General features: G+C 40.3%; 20 protein-coding genes. 10 read left to right on the top strand and 10 right to left on the bottom strand.

Features of this window, described 5'->3' with window-relative positions; genetic code table 11:
* Positions 1–7: 7 nt before the first annotated feature.
* The 3 genes from MV676_RS03035 to mutS are packed head-to-tail and all read right to left on the bottom strand — an operon-like array spanning position 8 to position 4,068.
* Entirely contained in the window at positions 8–535 is a 528-nt protein-coding gene (locus MV676_RS03035) for an FIST N-terminal domain-containing protein (RefSeq protein ID WP_297445155.1), read from the bottom strand.
* Positions 536–579: 44 nt separating this feature from the next.
* Complete coding sequence (locus MV676_RS03030) at positions 580–1,524, bottom strand: RluA family pseudouridine synthase (RefSeq protein WP_297445152.1); 945 nt, start codon at positions 1,522–1,524, stop codon at positions 580–582.
* 3 nt (positions 1,525–1,527) lie between these two features.
* Positions 1,528–4,068, bottom strand: coding sequence for a DNA mismatch repair protein MutS (gene mutS, locus MV676_RS03025; RefSeq protein ID WP_297445149.1), 2,541 nt, complete (start codon positions 4,066–4,068; stop codon positions 1,528–1,530).
* Between the two features lie 252 nt (positions 4,069–4,320).
* Here mutS and MV676_RS03020 point away from each other — a divergent pair, with 252 nt between their 5' ends.
* Genes MV676_RS03020 through hydE form a run of 8 tightly spaced genes read left to right on the top strand, consistent with a single transcriptional unit; the run spans position 4,321 to position 12,310 of the window.
* Entirely contained in the window at positions 4,321–5,739 is a 1,419-nt protein-coding gene (locus tag MV676_RS03020; RefSeq protein ID WP_297445148.1) for a [Fe-Fe] hydrogenase large subunit C-terminal domain-containing protein, read from the top strand.
* Positions 5,740–5,758: 19 nt separating this feature from the next.
* Entirely contained in the window at positions 5,759–6,115 is a 357-nt protein-coding gene (locus tag MV676_RS03015; protein WP_297445145.1) for an iron hydrogenase small subunit, read from the top strand.
* Positions 6,108–6,806 (top strand): cytochrome b/b6 domain-containing protein, encoded by a 699-nt coding sequence (locus MV676_RS03010; protein ID WP_297445142.1) that lies wholly within the window; start codon positions 6,108–6,110, stop codon positions 6,804–6,806. The genes MV676_RS03015 and MV676_RS03010 overlap by 8 nt, the downstream gene beginning before the upstream one ends.
* The gene (locus MV676_RS03005; RefSeq protein WP_297445141.1) at positions 6,806–8,215 is read left to right on the top strand and encodes an aspartate ammonia-lyase; all 1,410 of its coding nucleotides are present in this window, start codon (positions 6,806–6,808) and stop codon (positions 8,213–8,215) included. The genes MV676_RS03010 and MV676_RS03005 overlap by 1 nt, the downstream gene beginning before the upstream one ends.
* Entirely contained in the window at positions 8,199–9,485 is a 1,287-nt protein-coding gene (gene hydF / locus MV676_RS03000; protein ID WP_297445139.1) for a [FeFe] hydrogenase H-cluster maturation GTPase HydF, read from the top strand. The genes MV676_RS03005 and hydF overlap by 17 nt, the downstream gene beginning before the upstream one ends.
* A gap of 31 nt (positions 9,486–9,516) precedes the next feature.
* Positions 9,517–10,914, top strand: a complete 1,398-nt coding sequence (gene hydG / locus MV676_RS02995; RefSeq protein WP_343214954.1) for a [FeFe] hydrogenase H-cluster radical SAM maturase HydG — start codon at positions 9,517–9,519, stop codon at positions 10,912–10,914.
* Positions 10,915–10,959: 45 nt separating this feature from the next.
* Complete coding sequence (locus tag MV676_RS02990; RefSeq protein ID WP_297445134.1) at positions 10,960–11,226, top strand: hypothetical protein; 267 nt, start codon at positions 10,960–10,962, stop codon at positions 11,224–11,226.
* Positions 11,213–12,310: a [FeFe] hydrogenase H-cluster radical SAM maturase HydE gene (hydE, locus tag MV676_RS02985; protein WP_297445132.1), complete on the top strand. Its 1,098-nt coding sequence runs from the start codon at positions 11,213–11,215 to the stop codon at positions 12,308–12,310. Before MV676_RS02990 ends, hydE begins: the two co-directional genes overlap by 14 nt.
* A 5-nt stretch (positions 12,311–12,315) precedes the next feature.
* On the opposite strand, the gene MV676_RS02980 is transcribed toward hydE, so the two are convergent.
* The 7 genes from MV676_RS02980 to mfd all read right to left on the bottom strand — a co-directional run bounded on the left by MV676_RS02980 (position 12,316) and on the right by mfd (position 20,876).
* Complete coding sequence (locus tag MV676_RS02980; RefSeq protein WP_022846153.1) at positions 12,316–12,513, bottom strand: zinc ribbon domain-containing protein; 198 nt, start codon at positions 12,511–12,513, stop codon at positions 12,316–12,318.
* Positions 12,514–13,051: 538 nt separating this feature from the next.
* On the bottom strand, positions 13,052–14,440 hold the full coding sequence (locus MV676_RS02975; protein WP_297445129.1) for a phosphoglucomutase/phosphomannomutase family protein: 1,389 nt from the start codon (positions 14,438–14,440) through the stop codon (positions 13,052–13,054).
* Between the two features lie 147 nt (positions 14,441–14,587).
* Positions 14,588–14,863, bottom strand: coding sequence for a metalloregulator ArsR/SmtB family transcription factor (locus MV676_RS02970; protein WP_022846157.1), 276 nt, complete (start codon positions 14,861–14,863; stop codon positions 14,588–14,590).
* A gap of 1 nt (position 14,864) precedes the next feature.
* Complete coding sequence (locus MV676_RS02965) at positions 14,865–15,773, bottom strand: Coenzyme F420 hydrogenase/dehydrogenase, beta subunit C-terminal domain (protein ID WP_297445126.1); 909 nt, start codon at positions 15,771–15,773, stop codon at positions 14,865–14,867.
* Between the two features lie 9 nt (positions 15,774–15,782).
* Entirely contained in the window at positions 15,783–16,523 is a 741-nt protein-coding gene (locus MV676_RS02960) for a 4Fe-4S binding protein (protein ID WP_022846159.1), read from the bottom strand.
* An 11-nt stretch (positions 16,524–16,534) separates the two neighbouring features.
* Positions 16,535–17,695 carry a nickel-dependent hydrogenase large subunit gene (locus tag MV676_RS02955; protein ID WP_297445124.1) on the bottom strand — a complete coding sequence of 387 codons (1,161 nt, stop codon included), beginning with the start codon at positions 17,693–17,695 and terminating at the stop codon, positions 16,535–16,537.
* Complete coding sequence (gene mfd / locus MV676_RS02950) at positions 17,679–20,876, bottom strand: transcription-repair coupling factor (protein WP_297445123.1); 3,198 nt, start codon at positions 20,874–20,876, stop codon at positions 17,679–17,681. Before mfd ends, MV676_RS02955 begins: the two co-directional genes overlap by 17 nt.
* 200 nt (positions 20,877–21,076) lie before the next feature.
* Between mfd and pheA the strand changes: the two genes are divergently transcribed.
* Positions 21,077–22,159: a prephenate dehydratase gene (gene pheA / locus MV676_RS02945; RefSeq protein WP_022846163.1), complete on the top strand. Its 1,083-nt coding sequence runs from the start codon at positions 21,077–21,079 to the stop codon at positions 22,157–22,159.
* A gap of 2 nt (positions 22,160–22,161) precedes the next feature.
* The coding region (locus tag MV676_RS02940) for a cation diffusion facilitator family transporter (protein WP_297445120.1) at positions 22,162–22,930 on the top strand (769 nt) is incomplete at its 3' end.

Genomic DNA, 22,930 nt, shown 5'->3' with positions numbered 1-22,930 from the left:
TTATCCTCTATTTCGTAAATTTTGAATTTTTTTCAAGGTGCTTCCAGCCAAAAGCGTAATCTCTGAAGGTCTCTATACTTTCACCTTTTATAGCCAGGGATACAATACCTTCGGAGATTATCTTGTTTTTTGTGAATACATACGTATTTACGAATCCTTTCGGGTTGGAAGCTAAACCGCCGACGAGGGGAGCTTCTGGATATATGCGGCCAAACTGGTTTAAGTATTCTTCTACATTACCATCTAAGTCGCTTACAAGCATAATAATGACTTTCGGCTTAAAAGACTTAAGCTTGACAGCAGCTTTAGTTGCGGATTCTCTGGATAGGTTTCCCTCTTCCAATACCATGTATTCTAAGTCTTTTAGTGGAAAGGTGGAATTTACAGATTCAGAAGTTATGTTTGCACCGTTTATCCCTCCGGCTGTTGTCATGCCACAAACAAAGTCGTAACTATTTAGAGAGTTTATGAGTTTTTTTATTTCTCCCTTAGAATATTTACTGGCAAAAACGAGAACTCCCTCTCCACCGGTCATTATCTTCTCTCTTGCTTTATGATAATTTAAGAATGTATTATATACTATCTTTGCTTTTCTGCATAGTCAAGGATTTTTCTCATTCCTTCTGGTAGATCAATTTCGAACTCCATTCTTTTTTTAGTTGATGGATGATCAAATGCAAGGTAGCAGGCGCATAGAGCGTGCATGTTCATTTCTTTTATAAGTTTTCTAAGTGTTTCGTCTTTTATTCTTGATAGCTTAAACCCGTAAATTTCGTCACCAAGGAGCGGGTGTCCGAGGTAGGACATGTGGACTCTTATCTGGTGAGTTCTTCCTGTTTCTAACTTGCACCTTATGTCTGTAAAGTTGAGTTTTTCAAATCTGTTGATTACCTGATAGTTGGTTATGGCCTCTTTTGGCGAGGTTGTATTTGGGGAGAACTTCTTTCGGTTAAATTTATCTCTTCCTATTGGCAGAACGATTCTTTCTTTATCTTTTTTAACTGTTCCGTGCACAAAAGCTCTGTAGAATCTTCCGACGCTCCTTTTTTTGAACTGCTCTATCAGGCTGTTCTGAGCGGTGTCATTTTTTGCAACTACTAAAAGCCCTGCTGTGTCTTTGTCTATTCTGTGAACGATGCCGGGCCTTATGGTTCCGTTTATTCCCTGAAGATTTTTACAGTGGTATAGTAGAGCGTTTACTAAAGTTCCCGTGTAATGTCCCGGCGCAGGGTGAACTACCATTCCTGCTGGTTTGTTGACAACTACAACGTCTTTATCTTCGTAAACGATTTCAACGGGTATGTTTTCAGGTTCTACGTTTAAAGGTACAGGTTCCGGTATTTCAAAACTTACAATATCACCTTCTTTAACTTTGTGGGACGGTTTTTTAATAATCTTCCCGTTTATGCTTACTTCACCGTCTTCTATAAGAAGCTTTGCCTGGTTTCGTGAAATATCTGCGATATTGGAAAGAAAAACATCGAGTCTCTTTTTATTGTGTTCATTTGTGACTTTTACTTCCATTTTTTAAACCTTTTTTATCATCTTTTTTAGTCTGGCAAGTATCATAAGAGCATCAAGAGGTGTCGTGGTTGATATATCTATATTTTCAAGCTCTTTGATAATCTCACTTTCCTGTTGAGGTGGAGTAAGTTCTGTCTTTTTTTCTGAAATTTTAAATAAGGGAAGGTCAAAATCTTCTTTTATTTGATTTTCTTTTTCAACTGAGAGAAGAATTTCTCTTGCCCTTTCGATTACTTCCTCCGGTAAACCTGCAAGTTCTGCTACATGAATACCGTAAGATTTTTCAGAAGTTCCTGAAAGAACCTTGTGAGTAAATACGATTTTTCCGTTTAATTCTTTTACGCTTACGTGAAGATTAAAAATAGCACTTATCTCTTTTTCAAGTTCTGTAAGTTCATGGTAGTGGGTGGCAAAGAGGGTTTTTGCTCCTATTTTCATAGTTATGTATTCAACGACAGCTCTTGCTATACTCATTCCATCGTATGTGCTTGTACCCCTTCCAACTTCATCTAAAATGAGAAGGCTTTTTTCTGTGGCGTTATGAAGGATGTTTGCCGTTTCCACCATTTCCATCATGAACGTTGAAAGTCCTCTGCTTAAGTTGTCTGAAGCACCAACGCGGGAAAAGATTCTATCTACGACTCCAATTTTTGCTTTTTTGGCTGGAACAAATGATCCTATCTGTGCCATTAGTGTTATAAGAGCGGTCTGTCTTAAAAATACCGATTTACCGCCCATGTTTGGTCCTGTTACAATTGCGAAGAATTTCTCCTTTGAAAGGTTGATGGAATTCGGGATAAAGTCTTCTTCTAAAAACTTTTCTAAAACAGGGTGTTTCCCTTCCTCTATTTTCAGGTTGTAACCATCGTCTATCTCGGGTTTTGTATATCCTCTCTCAACTGCCACTTTTGCAAGAGACAGTAAAAAGTCAATTTTGCCGATTATTTCTGCCGTATGCTGAATTCTTTCTGCATTTTGGGTTATGAACTTTCTTATGTTTACAAATATTGTATATTCCAGTTTTTCTACTTTCTCTTTTGCCGATAGGATTTTTTCTTCAAAATCTTTTAGTTCAGGTGTTATAAATCGCTCAGCGTTTACAAGGGTCTGCCTTCGCATGTAGTCGTCAGGAACAAGGTGGAGATTTGCCTTTGAAACCTCTATGTAGTAGCCAAAAACGTTGTTGAATTTGATTTTCAGACTTGCAATGCCCGTTCTTTTCCTCTCCCGCTCCTCAATTCTTTTAATTATTTCTTCGCCTTCTTCAAGAGTGGTTTTTAATTCATCTAACTCTTTATTGACACCTCTTTTTATTATTCCACCTTCTCTGGATGAAAAAGGTGGATTTTCCACTATCGTTCTTTCAAGTTCGCAATAGATGTCTTCTAATGTATCTAAATCTTTTCCGAGGCTTTTTAAAAGTTTTGATGACATGGATAGGAGGTATTTTTTCAGTTCTGGAAGGTTTTTAATAGAGCGGCGAAGGGCTGCTAAATCTTTTGGTGAGGCGACTCCGGAAGTTATTTTGGAAAGCAATCTTTCTATGTCATATACATTTTTCAGGATATTGCCTATTGATTCAGCTATGAGAAATGAGTTCATTAGCTCTTCTACGCTATCGAGTCTTGCCTCTATTTCTTCTTTTTCTTTTAAAGGATGAAGCAGAGAGAATTTTAAGAATCTTCTTCCCATTCCTGTTAGTGTTTTGTCAAGGGTCCCAAATAGTGAGTACTCTTTTCTGCCGTTGTTCATTGATTCAACAATTTCCAGACTTCTGCAGGTGTGAGGGTCAATGTGCATAAACGAATCTTCGGAGTATCTCTTTGGTCGTTTTAGCTTTGGTATGAATTCAATTTGTGTTTCTTCTATAAATTTTTTAAGCGCGGAAAGACTTTTTGCTTCACCTTTGCGTTCTGTAACTATTGTCTCTTCATCTTTAAAATAGAACTCTTCTTTTGTCTGGAAAAATGTTTCAGGTGATAAACTTTTTACCTCTTTGAAAAGCGTTTTAAGTTTTTCCGGGACGATGAGTTCTTTAGGTTTAAATTTGCTTATTATATTGAAAAGGCCACTTTTATCTGTTGTTGTGAAAAATAGGTCTCCGGTGGAAAGTTCAGTCCATGAGATGCCAAAGTTCTTTCCTTCAGGATAAATTGCCATAAGAAAACGGTCTTCTTTCTCATCTTCAAAGTATGTTCCAGGTGTAACAATCCTTACGACTTCTCTTTTTACGACCTTTTTGCCCGGTTTTGGTTCTTCCATCTGCTCGCAGATGGCGACTTTGTACCCTTTTCTTACTAACTTTTCTATGTAGGGTTCAACACTATGATAGGGAACGCCACACATAGGAATTTTCTCAACCGATTTTCCAAAACCGCGGGATGTTAGTGTTATTTCAAGTTCTTTCGCAGCTATCTTTGCGTCTTCAAAGAAGAGTTCATAGAAATCACCCATTCTGAACAGAAGTAATGTGTCTCTATACTTTTCTTTTATTTCAAAGTACTGTTTAAGGGCAGGGGTGAGTTTTTTGTTCAGTCTGTCCATACTGTCTCTCTTGACGTTTGTTCTGTCCTTTATTTTAAGTAAAAACAGTCTTTCAGTCCAGTTTCAGATGAGGACTATCTATTCTTTATTCGGTAATAAAAATTATTTTACATAAGCTTCTCTTTGTATCCGGCAGTGTTAATATTTGGCGAAATTTTTATGCAGTATTTGTTACTACAGGTTCTTGACATCACAATTTAATTTCACTAAACTACATATAAATGATACTAACCTAGAAGGGAGGTAAAAGGGATGTCTTTATTTGGAACGAAAAGAATAACAACCTTTGCTCCGCCCAAGGATGCAAGAAGTGGAGGTGGTACGTACCTTCCAGGTGAGCTTAAGGGCATCATCAGGATTAACAAAAACAGGTGTATGGCGTGTGATACCTGCAGACCTCACTGTCCGGCGGACGCCATCAACGGGAAACTTGGTGAGCCTCATTCAATTGATGTTGACCGCTGTATAACCTGTGGTCAGTGCCTTGTTAACTGTCCATTTCAGGCTATTGAGCAGATGTCTCAGATTGATGAGATTTATGCCAAGTTAAAAGATCCAAACACAGTAGTTATTTTTGCACCTGCCCCGGCGGTAAGAGTAGCTCTCGCAGAGGAATTTGGTGGAAAAACGGGAGAGCTTACCGTGGGCAGGATGTACAATGCCTTTAAGAAGCTTGGAAACAACGTAAAAATCTACGACATCAACCTTGCTGCTGATCAGACTATCTGGGAAGAGGGAATGGAGTTTATCTGTAAAGTTCTCTATCATGTTGTCGGTCTGAAAGAATGGAAGATAGATGAGGAAATGGCAAAGGCTCTTGGAATTGAGCCTGTAACGATTAATCTCGAGTGGTGTGAGCACCATCCTCTTCCTCACTTTACAAGCTGCTGTCCTGGATGGATAAGATGGATGGAACTTTATGCTCCTGCCGTTCGTCCTCATGTTTCAGGTACAAAATCTCCACAGCAGATATTCGGTCCGTCGGCCAAAACGTGGGCTGCTCTTGATGTCTGGAATGTGGATCCGAGAAACGTTTATAATGTTACAGTAATGCCGTGTACTGCAAAGATTTTTGAGGCTTCAAGACCGGAATTCAAGTCTGCTTACAAGTATCTTAAGGAAAACGGTAAGATTCCAGAGGATACACCGCCATTCCCTGACGTTGACGCTGTTCTTACGACAAGAGATATGGCTGAGCTTCTCAGGAGAAACGGTATTAATCCTCTTGAAATGCCCGAAAAAATTGAAAATCCTGAACCTACGGAGATTTATACGGGTGGTGGGACAATTTTCGGAACTTCAGGTGGAGTTACTGAGGCTGCTCTCCGTATGGCTTACTTTGTTCTTTCCGGTGAAAGACCACCAAAATGGGATATCTATCCTGTTCGTGGTTACATAACAGGTATCAGAGAGGCGGTTATTCCAATTCCGGTTAAGCTCCTTGGTGGAAAAACGTTTGATCTTCATGTGTGTGTTGTTAACGGAAATAGGAACCATCTTCCGACAATAGTAGAAGAGGTGCTGGATGGAAGTTCCAAGTATCACTGGATAGAGGTTATGAACTGTCCCGGTGGATGTGTTGATGGTGGTGGACAGCCTGTTAACGGTATGGGAACAGGCTGGATTGATGGGCTTTTCCCAATTCCAAAAGAAGTTGGAAACAGTATTTAATTTGAGGAGGTAAGGAGGTATGAGGAAGCTGCCTTACAAGTATGAAGAAGGTCCTGCTTCTATGGTTGTTTCAAGGAGGGGATTTCTTAAAGTTACAGGTATCCTTGCTGCATTTGTGGCTTTTGGCAAGGCAGTTATAGGGTATTTCTATGGAAAAAGGCACGTTTATATTACATCAAGGCAGGAAGGTCTTTACAAAGATGATAAGATTCATCAGAAAGAGGGACTTGCTGCTTCTCAGGAAAACCCGACAGTCAAGGAGTATTACGAGCAGTTTGGAGAATATCCTTTAAGTGAGAAATCCCATCACCTTCTCCACACGCATCGTTACTACGAAAGGTGGCAGTTAGCAAAAAGGGAGGTGCGTAATGGCTAATGATTACACAAACAAAGTTTTAAAATTTCCTCTTCCAAATAAGATTTTTCATAATGTGAATGCCGTGACCTGGTATATTCTTCTTATAACAGGCCTTATTGCTTACTTTAAGCTTGCATCGCCGCAAACGATGGCTCTTATGATGAAGATTCACATCTACACAGCTGTTATTTTTACGCTTAACTTTATTGCATTTGTATTTATTACACCCCACAGATTTTACATGATGCTTGACAGACTCTTTACCTGGGATAGAGATACATTTGCATGGTTTAAAAACTTTGGTGGTTATCCGAGGATGCTTGGAATTCCTTTTGGTCCTGAGGAAGTTGCGCCTCAAGGCAAGTACAACGCAGGTCAGAAGTTAAGTTATCCAATGTTTGTGTTCTTTGTTGCGGTTCTTATCGTAACGGGATGGGGACTTTTCCTCTTTAAGCATGCCCTTGGAAAAGGTCTTTTTACTGTTATGTTCTACGTTCACGTTTGGGGTTCAATCCTTGTTAGTGCAATGGCAACATTCGGCCATGTTCCACTTGCCCTTATTCACCCGGACGACGTTAAAGCTATGTTTGGATTTGGACCTGGAACTGTACCTATAGAGGTTGCGGCTCATCACAACCCTAAATGGGTTGAAAATGAAATTGTAGAAATTGATATTCCAGAGGATATTCCGGAGGGACATCACCACTGATGAAATTTCGCATTGAGAGAGACTTTTTAGGAGAGGTATCTATCCCCGCTGACCGGTACTACGGCATTCATACCGCCCGGGCGGCGGGGAATTTTCCTGTTTCTAAGTATCGTGTTCCTTTCGAGCTTATAAAAGGTTTTGCAGTTGTTAAAAAGGCTGCTGCCATTGCAAATGGAAGGCTTGGCTATCTGGAAGAGAAAATTGTTCAGGCGATAGTTAAGGCCTGCGATGAGATTTTAGATGGGAAGTTTAAAGAGGATTTTATAGTTGATGCTTTTCAGGGTGGTGCCGGTACTTCCACAAACATGAATGTAAACGAAGTTATAGCTAACAGGGCAAATGAAATTTTAGGCAGTAAAAAGGGAAAGTACTTTCCCGTTCACCCCCTTGAACATGTAAATCTTCATCAATCAACAAACGATACATATCCAACGGCTCTTAAGATTGCTTCTCTCTTTCTTCTGAAGGAGCTCAGTGAAAAAGTTGCCGAGTTTCAGGGGAGCCTTCAGAAGAAGGAGAAAGAGTTTGCTTCCATCGTAAAAATAGGCAGGACAGAGCTTCAGGAAGCTGTTCCCATAACGCTTGGCAGAGAGTTTTCCGGGTATGCTGATGCTATTTCCCGGGATAGATGGCGTATATGGAAGGCTATGGAGAGGATAAGGACACTTAATATCGGCGGAACTGCCATCGGCACCGGTTTGGCAGCTCCAAGAGATTACATTTTTGAAGTCATAGAAGTTTTGAGAGAGCTTACAGGCCTGAACATATCAAGGCATGAAAATCCCGTTTCTGTCACCGCTTTTGCTGACGACTTTGTGGAAGTAGCAGGAATTCTTGACGCATATGCATCAAACGTTTTTAAGATAGCGAATGATTTGAGGCTTATGAACATGTTAAAAGAGATAAACTTAAAACCTGTTCAGTCAGGTTCTTCCATAATGCCGGGAAAAGTTAATCCGGTTATCATGGAAGCTGCAATGCAGGTTGCAATTAGAGTTAAAGCCAATTTTTCAACGGTTAGAGAGTGTGCATCTCACGCTTCCTTTGAAATAGTAGAGTTTATGCCGCTGCTTGCTTTTTCTTTAATAGAGGCTTTAAAACTTCTTATTAATATTTCTGGAATTCTTTCTAAGCACGTTGCCCAGATAAGGCCTGTTCCTGAAAAGTGTCAGGAATACTTTGATAGAAGCTTTTCCCTTGTTACGGTTATGTTGCCCCTTATAGGTTATGAAAATGCGACAGAGGTAGTTAAGGAGATAAAAGAGAAGGGAGTGAAAAACATTAGGGATTATCTGACACAGAGGTTTGGCAGGAAAGTTGTTGAAAAACTTCTCTCACCAGAATACCTTAACGCTTTCGGCTATGATGAAGAGGACTTAGAGGAGCTTTTAGATGAATTCAACACCTAAAGGATTGAGGCTTCACATAGGCGTTTTTGGCAGGACAAATGTGGGTAAGTCAAGTCTTATAAACCTTCTGACCGGTCAGGAAGTTTCTATAGTTTCCGACGTTCCCGGCACCACGACAGATGTTGTTGAAAAGGCAATGGAGATTCTCCCTATAGGTCCTGTGCTTTTTCTTGATACTGCCGGTGTAGATGACGAGTCTCTACTTGGGAAAGAGAGAATAAGAAAAGCAATGGAGATACTCAAGCGGTGTGATGTTGCCGTTTTAGTTCTTGAACCTGACAAGTTTACCGATTTTGAAGAGCACTTGATAGAAAAGTTCGAGGAGAAAAAGATTCCTTTTGCCTTTGTTGTCAATAAAGTGGATTTTTCAAAACCGTCTGAAAGTTTTGTAAAGAAGCTTGAAGAGAAAGCACCTGTTATTCAAATTTCTGCAAAGAGCGATTCAAGGGAAGAGGCACTTTCAAAATTCAAGGAGATTCTGCTTAAGGTTGTTCCTTCAGAGTTTCTAAAAGAACCTCAGCTTATTGGTGACCTTGTTCCCCCAGGCGGTATAGCTGTCCTTGTTGTTCCTATAGATCTTGAAGCACCTAAAGGGAGGCTGATTCTGCCTCAGGTTCAAACGATACGAAATGTTCTTGATAGTGATGCAACGGCAATTGTTGTTAAGGAAAGGGAACTTCCATTCATGCTTTCTATCTTAAACAGGAAGCCTGACGTTGTTATTTGTGACTCTCAGGTAGTTTTAAAGGTTTCTGCTGACGTTCCTTCAGGTGTTAAGTTCACGACATTTTCGGTGCTCTTTTCAAGGTATAAAGGTGATATTACCGAATTTGCAAAAGGACTTGCAGCAATAAAAAATCTTAAAGAAGGTGCAAGGGTTCTTATCGCTGAATCCTGCACTCACCATCCAATAGAGGACGATATCGGTAGAGTTAAGATTCCCCGATGGATAAGGCAGTTTACCGGTTTAAAGGATATAGAGTTTCACCATCACGCAGGAAGAAGTTATCCGGAGGACCTATCCGGTTACGATGTTGTTGTTCACTGTGGAGCCTGCACTTTAAATAGAAGGGAGATGCTTTCAAGGATAGAAGCTGCTAAAAGGGCCGGCGTACCAATAACAAACTACGGGATGACAATATCCCTCACTCAAGGGGTGGCAGAGAGGGTGCTTGAACCTTTCCCATCAGCTTTGAGGGCTTTTAGAAACAGCGTTAAAAGGAGGAATAGAAATGTTAACCGAAGAGGCTGTAAAATCCTGGATATCTAACGTTATAAAGCCAGAACAGTATGAGAAGTACATGGAAAACGGCAGGGATTTCATCAACGATGAGGAGATATGGGAAAAATTAAAGGCAAACAGCAATCCCGAACCTTCCCGTATAAGAGAAATTATAGCAAAATCTCTTGAACTTGAAAGGCTTGAACCTGATGAAACAGCGGCACTTTTGCACGTTAAAGATGAAGAACTATGGCAGGAGATTTTTGAAGCGGCTGGAAAAATAAAAGAGCAAGTTTACGGTAGACGGATTGTAACTTTTGCGCCACTTTACGTTTCCAACTACTGTGTGAACGATTGTGACTACTGTGGCTACAGAATTTCCAACGATAAGGTAAAGAGAAAACGCCTTACAATGGACGAGCTTAGAGAGGAAGTGAAAGCACTTGTCAAGCAGGGTCACAAAAGGCTTATCATGGTTTACGGTGAACATCCCCTTTCAGATGCAAAGTTTATAGCAGAGACTCTCAAAGTTACTTATGAAACGAAAGTCGGTCACGGGGAAATCAGAAGGGTAAACGTTAACGCAGCTCCTATGAGCGTTGAAGACCTTGAACTTTTAAGGGATATTGGAATTGGAACATATCAGGTTTTCCAGGAGACATACCACCACGAGACCTACAAGAAACTTCACAGAGGTCTTAAAGCAAACTATCAGTGGAGGTTATACGCACTTCACAGGGCGCAGGAAGCAGGTGTTGACGACGTCGCTATAGGAGCACTTTTTGGCCTTTACGACTGGCGTTTTGAGGTAATGGGACTTCTATACCACGCTATTGATCTTGAAAAGCGTTTTGGCGGCGTCGGACCTCACACAATTTCCTTTCCGAGGCTTGAGCCGGCAGTTGGAACACCATTCTATGAGAAGCAGAGGAAGTATCTTGTAAGTGACGAAGATTTCATGAAATTGGTTGCGGTTATAAGGCTTTCCGTGCCTTACACAGGTATGATTTTAACGGCAAGAGAACCTGCAGAAATAAGAGAAAAGGTTCTACCTCTTGGTGTTACTCAGCTTGACTTTGGAACAAACATCGGTGTTGGTTCTTACAGCAAAGGTGCCTTTGACCCTGAGAAACAACAGTTTCTCATTAACGATAACCGTTCACTTGACGAAGGTATCAGGTGGCTTGCTTCCACTGGAAGGATTACAAGTTTCTGTACAGCAGGTTACAGATGTGGAAGAACAGGAAACTACTTTATGGATATAGCAAAAACCGGTAAGGTTCATCACCTCTGCATGCCTAACGCCATTTTGACGTTTAAAGAGTATCTCCTTGACTACGCTTCTCCTGAAACGAGGAAGGTTGGTGAGGAGCTTATAAAGAAAGAACTTGAAGCCATTAACCATCCAAAATTAAGGGAAATTGTTGAAGAGTACCTTAAAAGGATAGAAAACGGTGAGAGAGACCTTTACGTATAATTTTAGGGGGATATTTTCCCCCATATTTTTTTTATGGAGTTAAGTATGGAGAAAGGAGAAGTGATAAAACGTTTTGAAGCGTTTCAAAAAGAGATTAAGCAGAAGTTTCCCGATGTTAACGTTGCCCTGTGTGAACTTTTGGGGAGGCGCTGGTCTTTTCTTTGCGGTTCTTCTATGGAGCTTTCTCCTTTTGTTAAAAGGATCAAAATTAATGAACGTTACGGTGTTTCCATTTTTGACGATAGTATAGATGAAAGTAAGTCAGAAGAGATAGTCAGGATTCTCAAAGGGTATTTTGATGGAGATAAGTGACGATAGGATTCTTAAAGAACTTTCAATAGATGGTGTCAGTGGTTCTCTTATATCACTTGCAGACCTTATAAGAAAACAAAAAGTTGGTGATTTTGTCTATTTTAGAGGTCTTGTTGAAATATCAAACATCTGCTCAAAAAACTGCTATTACTGCGGTTTGAGGAAAGATAATACGAAATTGAGAAGGTACGCCCTGTCTGAGGATGAAGCAGTTGCTATTGGCGTTTCTATATATAAAAGCGGTATTTCCTCCCTTGCCCTTCAGTCGGGAGAAGTAAAAAGTGACAGATGGGTTGAAAAGCTTGTAAACATTGTGAAAAGGATAAAAGAAGAGACAAAAAAGATAGATGAAGAAAATGGAAAACAACCAAAAGGTGCCGGTATAACAATATCCTTTGGTGAACTTGAGAAAGAACACTACGAAGAGCTTTTTAAGGCCGGTGCCCACAGGTATCTATTGAGGATTGAAACTTCGGATAGAGAACTTTACGAAAAACTTCATCCTGTGGATAAAGACCATTCTTTTGATACAAGATTAAAGTGTCTTGAGTGGCTTAAAGAGATAGGTTATCAGGTTGGAACGGGTGTTATGATAGGCGTTCCGCGACAGACGATTAAGCATCTTCTCAACGACCTTAAATTTTTTAAAAGTTTTGATGTAGATATGGTAGGTATGGGGCCTTACATAGAGCATAGAGATACGCCTCTTTTCGTATGGTACAGAAAAGAAATAGAGAAGAAGGGTTTTTACAGGAAGGCTTATGAGCTTTCCGTGAAGATGATAGCTTTTGCCAGAGTTATTCTGGAAGATGTAAACATAGTTGCGTCAACTGCTCTTCAAAGTATTCCCGGATGTGAGAATTCCCTTGAAACTGGAATAATAGCCGGTGCAAATGTTGTTATGCCTGTTTTTACACCTTCTGATTTCAAAAAAGCTTATTCAATTTACGAGAACAAGAACAATCTGACCGTTTCTCAGATGGCAGAAAGAATAGAAAGGGCAGGATACACGCCTGTTTTTGATAGATGGGGAGATCCTGTTCACTACTTTGAAAGGATAAAGGGGCAGACCGCCCCTGTTTAAATACCTCAGCCAAACGGTGAGCAGGTTGCACCTGTTGAGCTTGAACTTGAGCTGCTTCCACCTATACCGCATGCAGAAATTTTCTTTTTAACGTTTTGAGAACCGCAGTATGGACACTTTACCTCGCTTACCTTTGAAGCTGAAATAACAAACTTTTCAAACTCTTTTCCACAATCTTCGCATTTAAACTCGTAAACCGGCATTCAACCTCCTTGATATTTTGTTCATTCTAAAAATGTAGTGAAACTGGATTTTCTGTCAAGTATTAGTGGTATATTCAGCTGGATTTTAAATAAACCAGAGACGGTGCTTGTTTTATACGATGGTAGCGTAAAGACGGAAATTATACTTTATCGTTTTAATCCCTGATGGGAAGGAGAAAAGGCAGCTAAGGGAAAAGTAGATAGAGAAAAGTACACTTCCGAACTTTTCTTTCCTCTTAATACAAAAGATGTGATTCTTTTGACCGGTCTTGGAAGGGCAGGACAAACAACTATAATGAAACTTTTTATAGACCACCTGATTGAATCCGGATTGGAGCCACACAGAATATTTTATGTGTCTCTTGATTTTTATGGTTTTACGAGAAGTTAAGTATGACAAGTGGAAGAAAAGCAGAAAAAAATTGTTTGAAGGTTTTGCGGCTGAAAAAAAGCTACTGATATATTCCGCAGAAGATTATCTGAGGCTTTTAAAAGAGCAATCTGAAAACAGTAATCTTATCTGATGTAAAGGGACGGATTACTGTCCCTTTATCAGATTAATGCCTTTTTGTATCAGTTTTTCTACCTCTTCCGGCGTTGGTGCTTCTGCGTATGTTCTGAACACCGGTTCTGTTCCTGATGGTCTGAACAGGAGCCATGAATCGTCTTCAAATATCAGTTTTAAGCCGTCTATTGTTAGAGCTTTTTTAACTTTTTTTCCCTCTACCTCTTCCGGTGGATTCTCTTTAAGTTTATTAAGAACGGCTTTCTCTTCTTCTGAAACCGGAAGGTCGATCCTTCTGTAGTAGGCGCTTCCGTACCTTTCAAACAGTTCTTCTACCATTTTGGAAAGACTTTTGCCTTCAACCAGCATCTTTTCAACGATAAACAGTCCCATGAGAAGACCGTCTCTTTCGGGTAGATAATCCATGAGGGCATAACCGCCGCTCTCTTCACCGCCAAAGAGAACTTTCCTTTTAAGCATCACCTCTGTTATGTTTTTAAATCCAACAGGTGTTTCAATAAGTTCTATTCCGAAATCTTCGCAGACTCTATTGACCAGGTATCCTGTTGATACAGTTTTTACAACGCAGCCGCCTCTAAGTCCTTTGTTTTTAAGTACGTGGAGGAGTATTAAGGCATACACTATCTGTGAGTTTACAAAATTCCCGTTCTCGTCAACTATGCCGACCCTGTCACCATCTCCATCATTTGCTATGCCTATGTCAGCACCTACTGCTCTTACTTTTTCCATTAAAGATTTTATGTTCTTTTCAACAATGGGTTCAGGATGTTTATTATCGAATAAGGGGTCTCTGTAACTGTGTATCTCTGTAACTTCTGCCTTTGTTCCTTTTAAGGCTTGCGAAACGAAGTTCTGCTGTGCACCGAACATAGGGTCGTGAACAATCTTTACCGCTCTTTCTTTAAAAAGTGACAGATCAATCTGATTTCTCGCAGCTTCAATGTAGGGAGTGTTTATGTCTTCTGTTTTAACTTCACCAGCTTTTCTTTCCGCACTTTCCACATCGGGAAGGTACTTTTCTATTCTCTTTACGTAAGCTGTCGTTGCTGCACCGCCAAATGATTCTTTTACCTTGTAACCACTGTATTTTCCGTAATTATGAGAAGCTGTGATAACGATACCGTTGTCAAAGTTCATGTATTTTGTTGCGAAAGATACCGCTGGTGTTGGTGAAAACGTGTCTGCAAGAACAACTTCAAATCCTTCGCCGGATAGAGTTTCGGCTACAAACTTTCCGAATTCCGGTGATAGAAAACGCATATCATATCCGACAACGATTCTCTTAGCGCCGTCTTCTTTTAAAACTTTTGCGTGGGCCTGGGTTACTTTTCTTAAGTTTTCAAATGTAAAATCATCGGCGATTACACCTCTCCATCCGTCAGTTCCAAATTTTATAGCCACCTGCTTCCTCCAGCTCTTTTTAAAGTTTATTATACAAATAATTGGAGTATAAATATGAAGGCAGTTTTATTAAGAATTTTTACAGAGCAAGCTGATAAAAGAAGGAAAGGAGAGAAAAGAAAAGGCGGGAATTACCCGCCTGCCTGATCAGTCAAGAACAAAGATATCGAGGAATTCTCTTATTCTGTCGTCTCCGATAGAGTAGAGAACTTTTGTTCCCTCTTTTCTGAAGTTGAGTATCCCGAGCTCCTTCATGATACCAACGTGCTGGGAAACCTTTGGTTGAGAAATGCCAAGAGCTTCCTTTAAATCTTTTACACATTTCTCACCATCGGAGAGGAGCATCAAAATAGCGAGCCTCTCTGGATGTCCGAGGACCTTAATAACCTCTGCTTTCATTCTTAGTTCTTCTGTTAGAAGCATTTTAAAACACCTCCTCTTCTATATCTTCAGCATATATATTGTTCCACAGCGCGCTGAATCTTCCATATCTGTTCCTGTCCCATTTGTTTGACGGTATTCCAAGTTCTGCTCTCTCAAGGGTAGTCTCTATGTTTTTCTTTAGTATCTCCTTTGCCATATTTTCAACCCTTGAAATTTCTTCCTCCCCCGCCTCTTTGACTTCAAAAGGAACATCTTCGAAGAGCTTTTCAGCCCTTTTGCTCCTGACAAAGCATAAAGAATAGTCATTATCAAGGCAAGGGACAAATGTAACGTCACTTCCTCGGGAACTTACGTTCATACAAACTTTGCATCCCTCGTTAACATAAAAATAATATTCTTCGGGTGAAAATGCAAATAATTTAGATGATTTTATATAAATTTTACTTCTATTAATGAAAATTTCATTTATTCTTCCTGAACTATCTCCTTTTTCTTTAAGGAGGCACTTTATTCCTTCCATTGAAGCCGCACCAATGCAGAAAATTCCAATCTTTAGTGCGAACTTCAACGCGGTAAAGTTGTACCCTATTCCGAAATACTGCATCTTATTTATCCCATCAAGGACACAAGAATGTCCAACAACAGCCACCTTCTCAAAAGAATATTTTTGCGTTATTTCCTTTAATATAGAATTCTGTCCACCATGGACGAAGAAAAACTGTTCATTGCCTTTTAATTCCTCTTTAGATTTTATAAATACAGGAGTTGTTACACTTGTACCATTTTTCTCTTTGATGGTTGTTCCTATTACACTATCTATTAACCCCTTATCAAATGCTGATTCAAGGAGAATCCTGAGATTGTCTTTTGGTGTTGCGTTCTTACCAGCTCGGAGCAAGAATGCCTTTGTAAATTTTCCCAGTATGAATTGCCTGTTAAGCCCAAGCATTGTCCCTCCCTATCCATAAACCGGCTGGGGATATGGTTTGAATGACTGAGGACATGCCGCAAGACATGAACCGCAGCTTATACAGAATAATCTATTGAATTGAGGCCTCTGCGTTCTTTTGCTGAATTCAAGGGCTCTTGTTGGGCAAGCGGAGACACATGTACCACAACCAGTGCAGAGTCCTTTGTTTACCACTTCTGTAAGGATGTCATATCCGCAGGCAAATGTTGAAAATACCATGAATTCAAACGGTCTTAAAAAATCCTCGTTTACCTCAAGTAGTGCAAGGAGAAACTTGTACAAGAGGTTAGGATTCGGTGGACATCCCGGAATAACATACTTTATCTTGTTTCTTAAAAAGGCAACTTCTGTTATGGGAATTGATGCCTGATGAGAAGGTTGTGGAGCCTGGGCACCGGTATTTAATCTTCTTATTCCTCCAAAAGCTGCACATCCACCTACGGCTACGATAATGTCTGCTTTTTCGTATATTTCTTTAAGTAATCTGATGTGGGGTTCAAAACCTATAGAGAAAGTGCCTTCAACGAAAGCAACATTTATTTTAGGAATTTCTTTGTTATTTGTAAGAAGATTTGAGTAGGCTATTTCTACGGTATCAAGAACATCTGCAAGTTCATCAAACATATCAAGGAAAGCTATTTGGCATCCTGAACAGCTTGAAAGATGGAAAAAGCCAACTTTAACTTTTATGTCTTCTTCAAGTTCAAAGTTATCAAATGAATAAACCAACTTTCTCCCCGTTAGTGTGTTGCACAGGCGATACAGGGATCGTACGCCCGCACCACCATCTCAGCATATTCAACTTTTTCACCTTTAAGTGCTTCTGCAATGGCTAACATATTTATAGCAGTAGGTACAACAATCTTATAATATGTAATCTTTCCGCTTTTATCAACTCTTACCTGGTGAATATTTACGCCTCTTGGTGCTTCAACAATTCCTGTACCCGTTGTTTCTCCGTCGGAAACAGGAAATTCTCTATTCCATAATTCTCTATTAAAAGTGTTTTCTTCAAGTATTGTTTTCATCTTCTTTAAAGCAGATATGATTTCTTCTGCTCTCAGTATGTGGAGTTCTTTTATACCTCCTGATGGTTTAAAACCTTCTTTTTTAACTTTTCTTGCTCTCACGCCTGTTTCAACGGCTTTTCCTTTTACCTTTACGAGGGTGTTTGTTGCTTCTCTTTTAAAAGGGAACTCTGGAAAAACTTCCTGGGGATACAGCTCTTCTATATCTTCTGAATGGAAGTCTTCAGCTATAAAGAAATCAAGGTTATGAGAGCCAAGATTATCAGGCAGGTTTCGTTTCTTCCATATGTGATTTATATAGTCAATAAATCTTTTAGTTTCCTTCTCTGCAAGGGGAATACTTTCATCAGCGAGGTTTATAAGTCTCTCTCTGACAGATTTATCTATTGATGAAGAGATACCGCCCACGACCACATTTGGCGGATGAACGAACTCACCGCCGATTATTTCCATTATCGTTGAGATATTTTTTCTGATACGCTGAACGCCTTTTATAAATTCGAATCGTTCGTCTTTGTCTTCAAACATGTTTCCCGATATGACAATGTGATGGAGCAGATGATTATAGACTCTTACGGCAAGGTTAAGAGCCTCTCTCAACTTTTCTGCAGCTTCTGGAACTTCAATGTTGCAGGCGTCTTCTATTGCTTTAGCCGCCGCTATGCTGTGAACTGCCTGACACATGCCGCATATTCTTGTTGCAGCGACCGTCGCAAAGGGAGCTTCCTTGTCAAGAAGGAGAGTTTCAAAGCCTCTAATAGGAACAAGAGCGTAGTAGTAACCTTCAACGATAATGCCCCTTTCAACCTTTAAAACCAGCTTTGAGCATCCTTCGGTAAGTGGAATTGGCTCTATTTCAATTCTCTTTATCACAGGTTTTCTCCTTAAGCTCTTTAAGTGTTTCTTCTACCTTTTCAAGTGTTGTTCCTGCGTCAACGTAAAGTGTTTTATCCGGTGTGAACGTTGCTCCTTTTTCCTTTACGTATTCCACCAGCTGGTCAGGTGATATGTTTACCTCATCACTAAATTTAAGTATCAACCTTCCAGAAGGGGTAAGGGAAAGTTCCGCTACACCCAACTCTTTTGCCAGCTTTTTGATTTTAAATAGTTTGAACGTATTTACAACGGGATCAGGGATTGGTCCGTAGAGTTCTTTCATCTTATCAAGGAGTTCTGAAGGATTTTCTGTTGATGAAAGTTCTGCATACACCTTTAGTCTTTCTTTTGAATCCTCTATATAGTCTTCAGGGATGAAAGCTTCAACAGGGATGTTTAGCTTAACGTCTTTCTCTTTTTCCCTTTCTTCTACGACCTCTGAGAAAAGTTTTAAGTACAGGTCAAGTCCCACAGAGTTGATGTAGCCGCTCTGCTGAGGTCCTAAAAGGTTCCCAGCGCCTCTTATCTCAAGGTCTTTTAGTGCTAACTGGAATCCACCGCCAAGCTGGGATACCTTTTTAACAGCTTCAAGCCTTTTTACAGCCTCTTTTGTAAGCTTTGCTTTAGGTGAGATGAGGAGATAACAGTAGCCTTTTTCTACGCCTCTTCCGACTCTTCCCTTTAGCTGATATAGTTGAGATAGTCCAAAATTTTCCGCACCGATGACGATTAAAGTGTTTGCTGAAGGTATATCAAGTCCAGACTCGACGATGGAGGTTGCTATCAGAATTTTCGTTTCGCCGTTTACAAAACGGTGCATAATTCTCTCTATCTTGTCTGCCCTCATCTGTCCGTGAATGATTTCTGAAGGAACCTCAGGAAAAAAGGATTCTATTTTCTGTTTAATCTCTTCAAGGGAAGATATGTCGTTGTGGACAATAAACACCTGTCCGTTTCTTTCAAGCTCCCGTTCAATTGCCGTTTTCAGGATTTTATCCGTGTATTTCATCACGGCAACTTTTGTTCCCTTTCTGCCGACGGGAGGTGTTTCGATAACCGATATGTCTCTGAAACCTGATATGGCCGAATAGAGGGTTCTCGGTATCGGAGTTGCGGACAGATAAAGAACGTCAAGGTTTTTCTTTAGGGATGTTAGTTTCTCCTTTGTTTTAACGCCGAACTTGTGTTCTTCATCTATTATCAGAAGTCCTAAATTTTTAAATTCAACGTCAGGAGAGGTTAACCTGTGGGTACCGATGATTATGTCTATTTCACCGTTTTTAAGTTTTTCAAGTATTTCTTTTTGTTCTTTCTTGGTTCTGAATCTTGATAGAAGCTCGATCGTTACAGGGAAGTCTTTAAATCTCTCTTTGAACGTTCTGTAGTGCTGTTCTGCAAGTATCGTTGTTGGTGCAAGGAGCGCAACCTGCTTTCCTGCGGATACCGCTTTCATCGCGGCTCTCATGGCAACTTCCGTCTTTCCGAAACCGACATCACCGCATATGAGCCTGTCCATCGGCTTTTCCGATTCCATGTCCCGATAAACGTCTCTTATAGCTTTAAGCTGGTCTTCTGTCTCTTTAAACGGAAATGCCTTTTCAAACGCCTTTACTATTTCTGGATTTCCAACGATAGGTTCACCTGTTACCGTTTTTCTTTCTTTGTAAAGCTCTGCAAGCTCTTTGGCAAACTTTATAAGAGAGGCTTTTATCCGTCTTTCAAGATTTTTCCAGGATGTTCCGCCTAACCTGTCAAGTTTTGGCTTTTTTCCTTTGTAACCTGAATACGGATAGATTCTGTCTATCTGTGTAAACGGGGCAAAAAGTTTTTCGCCGCCTGCATACTCTATTTCAACAAAGTCGAACTTTTTGTTTGCTATCCTTCTGCTGGTTATTCCTTTGAATATTCCTATGCCGTAGTCTCTGTGAACAACAAGTTCACCCGGTGAAAGAGTTAGAACGGACTTTTCCTTAAACGGTGAGAAGACCTCTATTTCGCACAGGTGGGAAAACGACTGTTCTTTTATCCTGTATCCGCCTGCGGAAATGCCTTTTTCGAGGGTAATTTTCAGGTTCAACGTTTTTTGGAGTCTCTCAATTTCTTCTTTCAGGCTTTCTGTTGAGTGGATTATTCTTATCGTGTCTTTAGAAACGGATTTAAGGATTTCTTCAGCTTCAACAACGTCAAGGTTGGGGAGCGGTGTTAAACCAAAGTCGGCGTCACTTTCCCCCTTTTCCACTATCGTAATTGAAGGTTCAGGAAGTTCATCCGAAACAAAACCTTCAACTTTTGAGTGGGGATATCCTTCCCGCTCGAGGATTTTCGCTTCGTTTTCAAGTTCTCTTATGAAATCTTCCTTTATTGCCTTACACTGAAAAGGTTCAACCGTAACAATACGGTGGCTTTCAATGTACTCCATTAAAGGCACTAACTTGAAAAAATCCGGCAGGAGCTTTTCCGCACCGCTTAAAGAAGGAAAGAGAAAGTGTTTCTCATAAACTTCTGGATATATATCTTCAAGGCTTTTAAGCCTATCTCTGTCAGGTACCATCTCAAATAGAGGAAAGATTGTAACCCGTTCTTTTTCTTTTCCGTTTACCGTTATCTTCTCAACAGTGTCGCCAAAAAACTCAACGGTTACCTTTTCTTCAGGTGTGTTGATGGTGAGAGTATCACCTTTTAGCAGGAATTCGCCCTCTTCTGCATCTGCTTCAACCCTTGTAAAACCGCCTTTTGTCAGGAATTTTTCAAGTTCTCCCCTTGGGATTTCTTTATCCTTTTCAATGGTTAGAGAGTACTCTATTATCTCTTCCGGTGAAAGGACTTTTTGAAGATAACCTTTAACGCTTGTTACCAGAATTTCAAAGTCTTCTTCAAGCAGCCTGAAAAGGGCAGAGAATCGTTTGTATTGAACAGATGGAGAGGGTGATGCAGGTTCAAAAGGTGAAGAATCCCACGGCGGTAGATAAACCGCGTTAATTCCTTCTCTTAAAAGGTCTGCGTGTAATGCTTCAGATAGAGGTTCTGTCGGTGCTATGAGGATGAATTTTTCTTTAGTCGCTGTGTGAAGTTCTTTTAAAAACAGGGCTTTTGCTCCGCCCGGCAGCCCTGAACAGGTAACCTTGCCCTCTGTTTTCAGCCTTCCTCTTACGACTTTTAGTAGCCTTTTATCAAGCATCGTTTTATCTTTACCTCTGAGAATTTGTGCATGATTATATTTTTGCTTCTTTAAAGGTGCAAGGGGCTTGTAAAGTGGTTGAGAATCTTTTTTTGGTTATAATATTTCTAATTTCTCTTTTTGCAACTGTCAGGATAAGTACTGGAAAGTGTTCTAAGTGCAGCAGGAAGGGATGTCCTTTAAACAGAAGGAGAAAGTAGATGGATAGATTGGAAGAGCTCAGGAAGCAGATTGACAGGATAGATAAGCAGTTGATAGAGCTTTTAAGCAAAAGGGCGCAGCTTGCAAAAGAGGTTGGAGAAGTTAAGAGAGAAAAGGGACTGCCGTTTTACGTTCCTGAAAGGGAAGCAAAGATTCTTATAAAGCTTGAGGAGATGAACAAGCAGTACGGTGTTCTTCCGCCTCAGTCAATAAGGGCTATTTTCAGGGAGATAATATCTGCCTGCCGTGCTCTTGAAGAGCCTACAAAAGTTGCTTTTCTGGGACCTTTTGCAACGTTTACTCACCTTGCGGCTCTTAAACATTTTGGTACCTCTTCAGACTTAAGGCCGATGGCTTCAATAACCGATGTTTTTGAGGAGGTGGAAAAAGGAAGGGCTGATTATGGTGTTGTTCCGGTTGAAAACTCAATAGAGGGCATCGTTAACTACACCGTTGACATGTTTCTTGATACGGAACTTAAGATATGCGGTGAGATTTTTGTCCCCGTTAACCTTCACCTTTTAAGTCAGGAAGCTTCTTTAAAGGACATTAAAAAGGTTTATTCCCACCGTCATGCAATCGCTCAGGCTAAAAAGTGGTTGACTGAAAATCTTCCTCATGCTGAGATTGAAGAAGTTTCAAGCACTGCAAAAGCCGCGGAGCTGGCAAGCAGGGAAAGAGGCGTTGCCGCTGTTGCAAGTGAAGCAGCAGCACTTCTTTACGATTTAAATATCCTTGAAAAGAACATTCAGGAAATTTCCCAGAACTTTACGAGATTCCTTGTCGTCGGTATGAAAGATTCCGAGTCACCTACCGGGAACGATAAAACGTCCATAATGTTCAGCACAAGGCACGTTGCAGGTGCTTTATTCCACGCTTTAAAGCCGTTTGCCCTTTATGATGTTAACCTTAGCAAAATAGAGTCAAGACCTACAAAGAAACGCCCCTGGGAATACGTTTTCTTTGTTGATATGGACGGCCACAGGCTTGAACCCAAGCTCAAAAAGGCTCTTGAAGAGGTAGCCCAGGGCACTTCCTTCATGAAGATTTTAGGTTCATATCCAAAAGGGTTCAAGGAGTAAGCATGTCTCTTCAGAAAAAAGCCACCGTTGTGGCAAGTTCCGTTGCGGCGGTGCTTGTCGTAATAAAACTCTTTGTGGGTGTTGTGAGCGGTTCCGTTTCCGTTCTTGCCTCTGCAATTGATTCGATTCTTGATATTTTTGTTTCTCTTTTCAATTACTTTGCCATACACAACGCCGAAAAGCCACCTAACGAGAGATTTAACTACGGGCTCGGGAAGATAGAAGCACTTGCAGCCGTTATAGAAGGTTTGATTATCACGATGTCCGGTCTTTTCATAATGTATCAGGGTATTACGAAAATAATTCATAACAGGCCGATAACGCATCTTGGGACTTCTCTTCTTGTTATGGTTGTTTCCATTGTTTTAACAGGGGGGCTTGTCGTTTTTCTTGAATACGTTGCTAAGAAAACCGGCAACCTTGTTGTAAAGTCGGACGCCCTTCACTATAAAACAGACCTCCTTTCAAACTCTGCTGTTCTTCTATCCCTTGCCATTGTATATTTCACAAAGTTTTACGCAGTTGACGGATTTTTCGGCATTGCCATAGCCCTTTATATCATTTATTCTGCTTATGAGTTAATAAAAGAAGGTATTTTGATATTGATGGATGTTGCCCTTGAAGATGAAACGGTTGAAAAAATAGTGAAAATTATAGAGTCAACGCCTAAAGTAACCAGCTACCATTTTTTAAAGACGCGAAAGGCGGGCCCTTTTAACTTTGTTGATGTTCACCTTGTCTTTAATCCTGAGATTTCACTGAAAGAGGCTC

This window comes from Desulfurobacterium sp. (assembly GCF_027028515.1).
In the GTDB taxonomy this organism is placed as follows: Bacteria; Aquificota; Aquificia; order Desulfurobacteriales; family Desulfurobacteriaceae; genus Desulfurobacterium_A.
This window is presented reverse-complemented; position numbering and strand designations above follow the sequence as displayed.

Excerpts from the sequence above, each read along its gene's own strand:
- MV676_RS02990 (WP_297445134.1), top strand. The coding sequence starts at position 10,960 with ATGGAGAAAGGAGAAGTGATAAAACGTTTTGAAGCGTTTCAAAAAGAG.
- MV676_RS03010 (WP_297445142.1), top strand. The coding sequence starts at position 6,108 with ATGGCTAATGATTACACAAACAAAGTTTTAAAATTTCCTCTTCCAAAT.
- MV676_RS03015 (WP_297445145.1), top strand. The coding sequence starts at position 5,759 with ATGAGGAAGCTGCCTTACAAGTATGAAGAAGGTCCTGCTTCTATGGTT.
- hydE (WP_297445132.1), top strand. The coding sequence starts at position 11,213 with ATGGAGATAAGTGACGATAGGATTCTTAAAGAACTTTCAATAGATGGT.
- mutS (WP_297445149.1), bottom strand. The coding sequence starts at position 4,068 with ATGGACAGACTGAACAAAAAACTCACCCCTGCCCTTAAACAGTACTTT.
- MV676_RS03030 (WP_297445152.1), bottom strand. The coding sequence starts at position 1,524 with ATGGAAGTAAAAGTCACAAATGAACACAATAAAAAGAGACTCGATGTT.
- hydG (WP_343214954.1), top strand. The coding sequence starts at position 9,517 with ATGGAAAACGGCAGGGATTTCATCAACGATGAGGAGATATGGGAAAAA.
- MV676_RS02980 (WP_022846153.1), bottom strand. The coding sequence starts at position 12,513 with ATGCCGGTTTACGAGTTTAAATGCGAAGATTGTGGAAAAGAGTTTGAA.
- MV676_RS03020 (WP_297445148.1), top strand. The coding sequence starts at position 4,321 with ATGTCTTTATTTGGAACGAAAAGAATAACAACCTTTGCTCCGCCCAAG.
- MV676_RS03005 (WP_297445141.1), top strand. The coding sequence starts at position 6,806 with ATGAAATTTCGCATTGAGAGAGACTTTTTAGGAGAGGTATCTATCCCC.
- MV676_RS03035 (WP_297445155.1), bottom strand. The coding sequence starts at position 535 with ATGACCGGTGGAGAGGGAGTTCTCGTTTTTGCCAGTAAATATTCTAAG.
- hydF (WP_297445139.1), top strand. The coding sequence starts at position 8,199 with ATGAATTCAACACCTAAAGGATTGAGGCTTCACATAGGCGTTTTTGGC.
- mfd (WP_297445123.1), bottom strand. The coding sequence starts at position 20,876 with ATGCTTGATAAAAGGCTACTAAAAGTCGTAAGAGGAAGGCTGAAAACA.
- MV676_RS02970 (WP_022846157.1), bottom strand. The coding sequence starts at position 14,863 with ATGCTTCTAACAGAAGAACTAAGAATGAAAGCAGAGGTTATTAAGGTC.
- MV676_RS02965 (WP_297445126.1), bottom strand. The coding sequence starts at position 15,773 with ATGCTTGGGCTTAACAGGCAATTCATACTGGGAAAATTTACAAAGGCA.
- pheA (WP_022846163.1), top strand. The coding sequence starts at position 21,077 with ATGGATAGATTGGAAGAGCTCAGGAAGCAGATTGACAGGATAGATAAG.